The organism is Neisseria sp. 19428wB4_WF04 (genome assembly GCF_015235335.1).
Lineage (GTDB): Bacteria > Pseudomonadota > Gammaproteobacteria > Burkholderiales > Neisseriaceae > Neisseria > Neisseria musculi.
Genome location: NZ_JADGLG010000013.1, coordinates 40,898 through 50,047 on the forward strand (window position 1 = coordinate 40,898; position 9,150 = coordinate 50,047).

Sequence of the window (9,150 nt, forward strand, 5' to 3'; positions counted from 1 at the left end):
GCTTGGCTTTCCGGCCGTTCCGCCATACCGCCCGAAACCCGGATATTTGCATTGAAAACGGTCTTTTTTTGATATTTTGCTGGACATTTAACAGCAAGTTGGTAAAAATAGCCAAATATCTTTTTTTATTACCGCCTGTAAAACGGTGCCGTATTCTTGCGGCGCAATGCGGTGGTTTGCGCCCGTTGGGCGGTTTACAGTGAGTGGATTAAGTTTGGGCTGAAACGAAGGCGGGCCGCAGACAGTGCAGCAGGGCGGGGCAACGCTGTATCAGTTGGAATTTCATCTACCGTCATGAGCAAAAGGAATCACGATGGACTTACGCAAGCTGAAAAAATTAATCGACCTGGTTGAAGAATCGGGTATTGCCGAAATCGAAGTAACCGAAGGCGAAGAAAAAGTGCGCATCACCCGCTCCACTGCGCAACAGGCTGTTTATGCCGCTCCAGTGCCCGTGGTGCACCATGCCGCGCCCGCTGCCGCCCCGGCTCCCGTTGCCGCCGCCCCTGCCGCGCAGGCTCCCGCCGCACGCGATTTGTCGGCCGCGCAGAAATCCCCGATGGTCGGCACGTTTTACCGCGCCCCCAGCCCGTCTTCCCCGCCGTTTGTAGAGGTCGGCCAAAGCGTCAAAGCCGGTGAAACCCTGTGCATCATTGAGGCGATGAAGCTGATGAACGAAATCGAAGCCGAGAAATCCGGCGTTGTCAAAGAAATTCTGGTTGAAAACGGCCAGCCCGTAGAATACGGCGAGCCGCTGTTTATCATCGAATAATCTTTTCAGACGGCCTTTGGTTGCGTTGGAGGCCGTCTGAAACCCCCGCCGTATTCAGAATCGGGCCGCGTGCTTGAAACCTCTTCTGAAAGTATCCCTATGCTGAAAAAAGTATTGATTGCCAACCGCGGCGAAATCGCGCTCCGTGTGTTACGTGCCTGCCGCGAAATGGGCATTGCCACCGTTGCCGTGCATTCCGAAGCCGATAAAGACAGCCTGCACGTGAAATTGGCCGATGAATCTGTGTGCATCGGCCCGCCGCCTTCGCCGCAGAGCTATCTCAATATCCCCGCCCTAATCGCCGCTGCCGAAGTCACCGGAGCCGATGCCGTGCATCCGGGTTACGGATTTTTAGCCGAAAATGCCGATTTTGCCGAGCAGGTGGAGCAGTCGGGCTTTGTGTTTATCGGCCCCAGGCCTGCCACTATCCGCCTGATGGGCGATAAAGTGTCGGCCAAACACGCTATGATTGAGGCGGGTGTGCCCTGTGTGCCGGGATCTGAGGGTGCGCTGCCGGACAACGATGCCGAAATCGTCAAAATTGCCGAACAAGTGGGCTTTCCTGTGATTATCAAAGCATCGGGCGGCGGCGGCGGGCGCGGTATGCGTGTGGTCGAGAAAAAAGAAGACCTGCTCAAAGCGGTGGAAATGACCAAAACCGAAGCCGGCATGGCCTTCGGCAACCCCATGGTTTACATGGAACGCTATCTGCAAAAACCGCGCCACATCGAAATTCAGGTGTTGGCCGATGAACACGGCAACGCCGTTTATCTGGGCGAGCGCGACTGCTCCATGCAGCGGCGCCACCAAAAAGTTATTGAAGAAGCCCCCGCCCCCGGCATCACCGACAAAGAGCGCAAAAAAATCGGCGAAGCCTGCGTGGCCGCCTGCAAGCGCATCGGCTACCGCGGTGCGGGCACATTTGAATTTCTGTATGAAAACGGCGAATTTTTCTTTATCGAGATGAACACCCGCGTGCAGGTGGAGCACCCCGTTACCGAGCTGATCACCGGCATCGACATCGTGCAGGAACAAATCCGCGTTGCCGGCGGCCTGCCCCTGCAATATAGTCAGAAAGACATCGTGCTGGAAGGGCACGCATTCGAGTGCCGCATTAATGCCGAAGACCCCTACAACTTCATTCCCAGCCCCGGCCTGATTGAAAGCTGCCATCTGCCCGGCGGTTTGGGCATACGCGTGGACAGCCATATTTATCAGGGCTACCGCATTCCGCCCAACTACGACAGCTTAATCGGCAAAATCTGTGTTCACGGCAAAACCCGCCAGCAGGCTATGGCCAAAATGCGGGTGGCGCTGGCCGAGCTGGCGGTTACGGGCATCAAAACCAACGCCCCGCTGCACCATGATTTGTTTAACGACCACGACTTCCAAGAAGGCGGGGTGAGCATTCACTATTTGGAGCATTGGCTGGAAGCCAAAAAAGTCAAATAACAATGCAGAGCGGCAAACACCAACCGCCCGTTTTGAACGGCTCCCAAAAGCCGGACAGGTTAACCAAGCGGTTGGCAAGGACTGAATCCTACACTCCACTCAACAGGATTCAGTCCTTTTCATTTCAATTTAATCTTATTATTGCTTGCGGCGGCGATAACCGTCTGCTTTGAAACCATCACAGCGCCTGCCCGGTTGAAAGAGAGCGGTTGTGCAGACTGCTGCAGCGGCAACTAGCGCGCTTTTGTAATGTTTGTATATCCTGAAGCCTGCCGTTTTGCCTTGTTTTATCGCTTGGAAATGTTTCAGACGGCCTCAGGGCAGGTATGGCGCAGCTGAACCATAATAAATATTGTCCGCAGCCGCTGCCCTGTGTTGAAAACGAAGTGGCTTTATCCCCGAGGGGCAAAGCCAGAAATGCTATAGAGAACCGGGGATTCGCCGTGTCAAACGTCTAATTCATCGCTCAGATAAACTTTACCGCCTTTATCGTGCGGCATCATCAGATTCATCAGCAGCGCGGCGGTGCCGCCCATGCAGATGGGGTTTTGAAACAGCTCTTTCACGGGCAGCAGGGCAAACACCTCGGGCTTGAAGCTCACACCCAGGCCCAAACCGATGGAAGTGGCGGCAATCACGGCTTCACGGCGGTCGATGCCGTTGGTCATGATAATGCGCACACCGGCGATGGCAATCAGGCCGAACATCAGCACCATCGCGCCGCCGATAACCGGGCTGGGAATGGTGGTAAACGCGCGGCCCACCACGGGAAACAGCCCCAGCAGCACCAAAATGGCCGCAATATATTTGCCCACATGGCGCGAAGCCACGCCGGTCATCTGAATCACACCGTTGTTTTGGGCGAAAGTGGTGAGCGGCAGTGACCCCAGCGCGGTGGCAATCACCGACACCAAACCATCGGCAAACACACCGCCGCGCAGGCGTTTTTGAAATTCACCGCCTTCATAGTCTTCGCCGGACACCATCGCCGTGGCGGTTAAATCGCCTACCGCTTCAAAGATGCTCAGCAGATACACCAGGCCGGCCACCAGAAACGGAACAAATTGAAAATCAAAGCCGTATTTGAACGGCACAGGCACGGTAAATAGCGGCAGGTTTTCCAACACCGAAAAATCCACCATGCCCAAAAACAGCGCCACCACATAGCCCGAAACCATGCCCACGGCAATGCCGCTCATGCGCAGCAGCGGATTTTTCAGGCTGTTGAAAAACAGCACCACCGCCAACACAAACGCTGCCAACGCAATATTCTGCCAAGCGCCGAAGGTGCCGTTGCCCATGGCTGCATAGCCGCCGCCGAATTCGGTGATGGCCACGCTGATCAGGCTCAAGCCGATCATCATTACCACCACACCGCTCACGGTGGGGGTGATGACTTTTTTCAGGTAGGGCAGCAGCCATGCCGAGCCGGCCACCAAAAACGCGCCCACAAACGCCACGCCGAGCAGCGCGGAGAGCATGGCGTGTTCGTCCAAGCCCTGCTCCTTCATGCCCAAGCCCAGTGAAATCATCACGCCCACAAACGAAAAATTGACCGACTGAATCGACAACATGCCCGAGCCGACAGGCCCGAGGCGGTTCACCTGCAGATAAGTGCCGATGCCCGAGGCCACCATCGCCATCGACACCAAATAAGCCGTCATTTCCGGCGGCAGTTTCAGCGCACCGCCCACAATCAGCGCCGGCGTAATCATCGGCACGAAAATCGCCAACAGGTGGGTGGTTGCGCTTAAGAGTGCGTTGGCGAAGGGAGGTTTGTCTTCCAGGCGGTAAACCAAGTCGGGGGCATCGCTTTTGCGGGGAGGGGCTGACATCGTATATTCCTTGTGTAACCGAACGATAAAATTTGTAAGCGCAGATTGTAAACAATCCAAGTGCCGACTTCAATTTCAAAGCGGCGGCTCCCGTTGGGAAAAACATGCCCTCCAGCATAACCGCATAAAAACCGGGCCGTCTGAAAAGCCGCCGAAACGTTTTCAGACGGCCTGAAAAACCTTTGCAAACCTTTGCAGGGCACGCATAATCAGCATTTCCCATCTATTTCAAAGTAGGCTACAATCGCCCGTTAACGGATTCACGGGCTTCGCTGAAACGTTGCCGCACCCCGGCGCAAAGAGAAGATTCTGCAGGCCGCGCAGGCGGCAGATTGAAGCGGCCGCATATTGTTTCTGCTGTTTTCGGCCTGTTGCGCGGTGTTGAAAATGAACCCGTTACACTTTAACCGAATGTTCGAGAAATAAGGTTTTACCATGTTAAAAGGCAGTTTGGTTGCCCTGGTTACCCCCATGAATGAAGACGGCAGCATCAATTACGGCGGGCTGCGCACCTTAATCGACTGGCACATCGAAAACGGAACCGACGGCATCGTGGCCGTAGGCACCACCGGCGAGAGCGCCACCCTGCCGGTTGCAGAACACTTGGCCGTGGTGGAAGCCGCCGTCAAATATGCCGGCAAACGCGTGCCCGTGATTGCCGGAGCCGGTGCCAACAACACCGAAGAAGCCATCGAGCTTTCCAGAGGTGCCGAGCGTTTGGGAGCCGACTATACCCTGTCGGTCGTTCCCTATTACAACAAACCCTCGCAGGAAGGCATTTACCGCCATTTCAAAGCCATCGCCGAAGCCTGCAGCATTCCCATGATTGTTTACAACGTGCCCGGCCGCACGGTGGTGGATATGGGCAACGAAACCATACTGCGCCTGGCCGAAATTCCCAATATCGTAGGCGTGAAAGAAGCCAGCGGCGACATCGCCCGCGAAACCGACTTGATCAACCGTGTGCCGGAAGGCTTTGCAGTATATTCGGGCGACGACCCCACAGGTTTGGCGTTTATGCTTTGCGGCGGAGACGGCGTGATTTCGGTGGCCGCCAACGTTGCCCCCAAACTGTTTGCCGATATGTGCCGCGAAGCCATTGCCGGCAATACCACCGCCGCGCGTGCGCTGAATAAAAAGCTCATTCCCGTGTATGACGTGATGTTCTGCGAACCCAGCCCCGCCGCCCCCAAATGGGCGTTGTCTGCAATGGGATTGTGCCAACCCCATGTGCGCCTGCCGATTGTTGAACTTTCTTCAGACGGCCAAGCCAAAGTACACAGCGCGCTGAAAAGCGCCCAACTGATTTAACCGGAGGAATCCCGCGAATGAACCGCATCAAAACGGCAATATCCCTGATTGCTTTGGCCGGCCTGGCCGCCTGCTCGGGCAGCAGAGAGCAGCCCAAATTCGATTATCAAACCCAAAACCGCAAAGTGGTGAACCTTGAAGTTCCGCCCGATTTAACCAACCCCGACCAAGGCAATCTGTATCAGATTCCTGCCGGCTCGGGTGCCGTGCGCGCCAGCGATATAGCGCGCCGCAGCGGCGCACAGCAGCCTGCCGGCCAAGCCGTGCTGCAGGGTGTGAAAGGCGTGCGCCTCGAGCGCGACGGCAGCCAGCGCTGGCTGGTAGTGGAAGGTAAGCAGCCTGCCGAAATCTGGCCGCTGCTGAAAGTGTTTTGGCAGGAAAACGGCTTTGAAATCAAATTGGAAGAGCCCGCCATCGGTCAAATGGAAACCGAATGGGCGGAAAACCGCGCCAAAATCGCCGGCGACGGCCTGCGCCGCCTGTTTGAAAAAGTGGGCTTGGGCGGCATTTATTCCACCAGCGAGCGCGACAAATTCATTATCCGTGTAGAACACGGCCGCAACGGCACCACCGACATCTTCTTCGCCCATAAAGGTATGCAGGAGGTGTATGGCGACAAAAACAAAGACACCACCATGTGGCAGCCGCGTCCCAACGATCCCAACCTTGAAGCGGCCTTTCTCGCCCGCTTTATGCAGTATTTGGGCATAGATGCCCGGCAGGCCGAAAACGCCTTGGGCAACAGCGTTGCCCCCGCAGCACGCAGCGGCGGCGATTTGGCTTCCGTCAGCGGTGATACCGTTTTGGTAAGCGGCGACCACAACCGCAACTGGCGCCGCATCGCGCTGGCGCTCGACCGCATCGGCCTGACCGTGCTCGGTCAAAATGCCGAACGCCACGCATTTTTGGTGCAGCCCGCGCCGCAGGAAGGCACGGCAGTTTCTGCCAAAAAAACCGGTTTTTTCAAACGCCTGTTCGGTAAAGGCGAAACCCAAGCTGCCTCGGCTGCGGCCGCCCGCCCCGAGCTGATTGTGTATGCAGAGCCGTTAAACAACGGCACCCGCATCCGCCTGCTCAACCGCGACGGCAGCGCCTACCGGGGCAGCGATGCTTCTGCATGGTTGGGCCGTCTGCACACCGAATTGCGCTGATAACCACGCTTGCCGCCTAAATAGCAACGGCAAAGAATCAGGCCGTCTGAACAATATTTTTCAGACGGCCTGATTCTTTGCCGGCTCAATGGTTTTGGCGGCGTGGCAGCATCCGCCAACGGCATTCGGCAGGACAAACAAAACGGGCAGCGTGTGCCTCAACCATTACAATAGCGTAGAGCAGATGCAGCAAACCACGTCCCGCTGCCGTTCCAACCCCCCACCTTATTATTTGATTTCATAGGGAAACTCACTTTATTTGAAAATAACAACATAATGGTGGCGAAAGGCCGTCTGAAAAATATTGTTCAGACGGCCTGATTCTTTCAAATTAAAGCATCTGCGTCATACTCGGGCTTGACCCGAGTATCTTTTTGTTGTGAGAGAAATAACAGATACTCGGGTCAAGCCCGAGTATAACGGCAGTTGGGTATGAGGGCAGTTGGGTATGGGTATAAGGGAAGTTGGAGATTAGTATGACGACAATTGGTTATTTCAGAGGGCCTAAATAAGCTTTGAAAAGCCTCTGCCTGTTGTTTGTACAAAATATCCGTTTATTTCAGCAACATTTCCTGCAACAATTTCATTCCCCACTGCCAGCCGTTCAGATGCCCGTTCAGACGGCCGGGTTGCGGAGCGGCCAGCAGGCGCGCGCCCCAAAGCTGCGCCTGCTGCTGCGCCCATTGCTGAGGGCATTCACGGTCGTTTCTGCCGATAACCAGCGCGCTGGGGCAGTGGCAGCGCACCCGTTGCAGGGTGTGGTCGGCATCATCGGGAAACGCATCTTGGCGGGGCGACACCAATATCATGTTTTTTATCCGCTTCTGCATATTCACATCGGCCAGATAAAGCCATGACAGCCAGCCCGAAATGCCCGCTCCGTGGGCAACGGCGGCAATATTGCGGCTGTGGATGCTGCCCACTGCCGCGCCCACGGCCTGCTGCCATTCGGCGATAGGCCGGCTGCGCGAAACCGCTGCCGTGCGCACGGTGGGGTAGCTCAGCGCCCAGCGGTCTATCCACATTTCGGCTTCATCGGCATCGCGTACCAGCAACAGGGTTAAGTCTTCGAGCTCGTGGCTTTGCATGGTTTACCCGCCGCAGGCTTTCAGGTTGGAGCGGGCGTGTTGCCGCCTGCGTTTGTAGCTTTCGCGATAGACATACGGCGCGGCAAAGCCGCCGGCATCGGCCATATGCCCGGCCAAAGATTGCCGCGGGCGGCGGCAGGCTGCCGGGCTGCCGGCGTTGTTGCGGCTCGCGGCCAAACCGCTGCGTGTGTGCATCTGCCCGGTGATGCGCAGGAAGCTGCCGCAGTGGTTTGGATATGGCTGTTTGATTTTGGCGGCACCGGAGTAATGCCGGCTGCGGCAGGCCGTCTGAAAGCAGCGCCCGGTTTGGGCGGCGGCTTCAAAGCGGCTGCGGTTGGGGTGGCCGTCTGAAGTGTAGGGGTTTTGGCTGCGGCAGGTTTGTGCGCAAACGGGCGGAGCGGCGGCAACGGGCAGGGCGGCAAAAAAAGTGTTCATGGCTGGCTCATGGGTTTAAAAGGGCTTTCAGACGGCCTCTTAATCTTGCCAATCGGGCGGGTTCGGGCTTCAAGCCAAACCCGCGCCAACAGCATTGTTTTCATATTAGGGCGTGTAGTCATATTCCACCACCAGCGGCGCGTGGTCGGAAAATTTCTCGTCTTTATAAACATGGGCGCAAACGGCTTTGGCCGCCAGATCTGGCGTTACCATATGATAATCGATGCGCCACCCCACATTGTTGGCATAGGCCTGCCCGCGGTTGCTCCACCAGGTGTAGCCCGGCTCTTCGGGGTAGAGTGTGCGCCACATATCTACCCAGCCTAAATCGTTGATAACTTTGCCGATCCAAGCGCGCTCTTCGGGCAGGAAGCCCGAGTTTTTCTGGTTGCCTTTCCAGTTTTTCAGGTCGATGTTTTGGTGGGCGATGTTCCAGTCGCCGCACACCACAATGCTGCGCCCGACCGCTTTCATCTCGGCCAGCATGGGGTAGAAAGCATCGAGAAAGCGGTATTTGAGTGCCTGCCGCTCCGGCGCGCTGGTGCCTGAAGGCAGGTAGAGTGAAATCACGCTCAGATTGCCGAAATCGGCGCGCACGAAACGGCCTTCGCGGTCGAATTCTTCGATGCCCATGCCGTATTGCACGCTGTCGGGCTTCTGTTTGCTGTATATTGCCACGCCGCTGTAGCCGCGCTTTTCGGCGCAATGCCACACGCCGTACATACCGTGCGGGTTTTTCATATCTTCCGACAAATCAGGCTCTTGGGCTTTGAGCTCCTGCACGCACACCATATCCGCGCCCGAGGCGGCGATATATTCGAGAAAACCTTTTTTATAGGCAGAGCGGATGCCGTTTACATTGGCAGAAATAATTTTCAGCATGATAGGGTTTGAGGTGTGTTGGATAAAGCGCGATTGTAGCCCAATTTCCGGCCGTCTGAAAAAAGAAAAGGGGCTGACGTAGATTAGCAGTCATGATAGGCTGCCAAAATGAAGATAACCCACTGTAAGTTAAAGAAGAGTCTGCAAAGAAAACTGCTTGAATATTTTGTATTGGAAGTAACCGCACGTTCTGCTGCCGATATCTTAGGTATTCAGCCCAATAC

The 9,150-nt window shown here is 56.1% G+C and carries 8 protein-coding genes and 1 pseudogene; 5 read left to right on the forward strand and 4 right to left on the reverse strand.

Translation table 11 applies throughout. The annotated features are described in order from the left end of the window. Positions 1-313 precede the first annotated feature (313 nt). The gene (gene accB / locus IR141_RS04790; RefSeq protein ID WP_135034521.1) at positions 314-772 is read left to right on the forward strand and encodes an acetyl-CoA carboxylase biotin carboxyl carrier protein; all 459 of its coding nucleotides are present in this window, start codon (positions 314-316) and stop codon (positions 770-772) included. A gap of 99 nt (positions 773-871) precedes the next feature. Beyond that, positions 872-2,224 carry an acetyl-CoA carboxylase biotin carboxylase subunit gene (gene accC, locus IR141_RS04795; RefSeq protein WP_135034522.1) on the forward strand — a complete coding sequence of 451 codons (1,353 nt, stop codon included), beginning with the start codon at positions 872-874 and terminating at the stop codon, positions 2,222-2,224. A 446-nt stretch (positions 2,225-2,670) separates the two neighbouring features. On the opposite strand, the gene IR141_RS04800 is transcribed toward accC, so the two are convergent. After that, positions 2,671-4,059 (reverse strand): nucleobase:cation symporter-2 family protein, encoded by a 1,389-nt coding sequence (locus tag IR141_RS04800; protein ID WP_135034523.1) that lies wholly within the window; start codon positions 4,057-4,059, stop codon positions 2,671-2,673. A gap of 435 nt (positions 4,060-4,494) precedes the next feature. On the opposite strand from IR141_RS04800, the gene dapA reads away from it, so the two are divergent. Further along, the gene (gene dapA / locus IR141_RS04805) at positions 4,495-5,370 is read left to right on the forward strand and encodes a 4-hydroxy-tetrahydrodipicolinate synthase (RefSeq protein ID WP_135034524.1); all 876 of its coding nucleotides are present in this window, start codon (positions 4,495-4,497) and stop codon (positions 5,368-5,370) included. A 17-nt stretch (positions 5,371-5,387) separates the two neighbouring features. Beyond that, positions 5,388-6,521 (forward strand): outer membrane protein assembly factor BamC, encoded by a 1,134-nt coding sequence (gene bamC / locus IR141_RS04810; protein ID WP_135034525.1) that lies wholly within the window; start codon positions 5,388-5,390, stop codon positions 6,519-6,521. A gap of 554 nt (positions 6,522-7,075) precedes the next feature. Here the strand turns inward: bamC and IR141_RS04815 are convergent. From IR141_RS04815 to IR141_RS04825, 3 genes are all read right to left on the reverse strand, one after another. Further along, positions 7,076-7,609 carry an alpha/beta hydrolase gene (locus IR141_RS04815; protein WP_135034526.1) on the reverse strand — a complete coding sequence of 178 codons (534 nt, stop codon included), beginning with the start codon at positions 7,607-7,609 and terminating at the stop codon, positions 7,076-7,078. Between the two features lie 3 nt (positions 7,610-7,612). Beyond that, the gene (locus tag IR141_RS04820) at positions 7,613-8,044 is read right to left on the reverse strand and encodes a hypothetical protein (protein WP_135034527.1); all 432 of its coding nucleotides are present in this window, start codon (positions 8,042-8,044) and stop codon (positions 7,613-7,615) included. 105 nt (positions 8,045-8,149) lie between these two features. Then, a complete protein-coding gene (locus IR141_RS04825) occupies positions 8,150-8,926 on the reverse strand; it encodes an exodeoxyribonuclease III (protein ID WP_135034528.1) in 777 nt (258 codons plus the stop codon). Between the two features lie 108 nt (positions 8,927-9,034). On the opposite strand from IR141_RS04825, the pseudogene IR141_RS04830 reads away from it, so the two are divergent. Beyond that, a pseudogene (locus IR141_RS04830) lies at positions 9,035-9,150 on the forward strand (IS1595 family transposase); the annotation flags it as partial.

What these genes read in the sequence shown, in the direction of transcription:
- dapA (WP_135034524.1), top strand. Translation starts at nt 4,495, where the DNA reads ATGTTAAAAGGCAGTTTGGTTGCCCTGGTTACCCCCATGAATGAAGAC.
- IR141_RS04815 (WP_135034526.1), bottom strand. Translation starts at nt 7,609, where the DNA reads ATGCAAAGCCACGAGCTCGAAGACTTAACCCTGTTGCTGGTACGCGAT.
- IR141_RS04800 (WP_135034523.1), bottom strand. Translation starts at nt 4,059, where the DNA reads ATGTCAGCCCCTCCCCGCAAAAGCGATGCCCCCGACTTGGTTTACCGC.
- accC (WP_135034522.1), top strand. Translation starts at nt 872, where the DNA reads ATGCTGAAAAAAGTATTGATTGCCAACCGCGGCGAAATCGCGCTCCGT.
- bamC (WP_135034525.1), top strand. Translation starts at nt 5,388, where the DNA reads ATGAACCGCATCAAAACGGCAATATCCCTGATTGCTTTGGCCGGCCTG.
- IR141_RS04820 (WP_135034527.1), bottom strand. Translation starts at nt 8,044, where the DNA reads ATGAACACTTTTTTTGCCGCCCTGCCCGTTGCCGCCGCTCCGCCCGTT.
- accB (WP_135034521.1), top strand. Translation starts at nt 314, where the DNA reads ATGGACTTACGCAAGCTGAAAAAATTAATCGACCTGGTTGAAGAATCG.
- IR141_RS04825 (WP_135034528.1), bottom strand. Translation starts at nt 8,926, where the DNA reads ATGCTGAAAATTATTTCTGCCAATGTAAACGGCATCCGCTCTGCCTAT.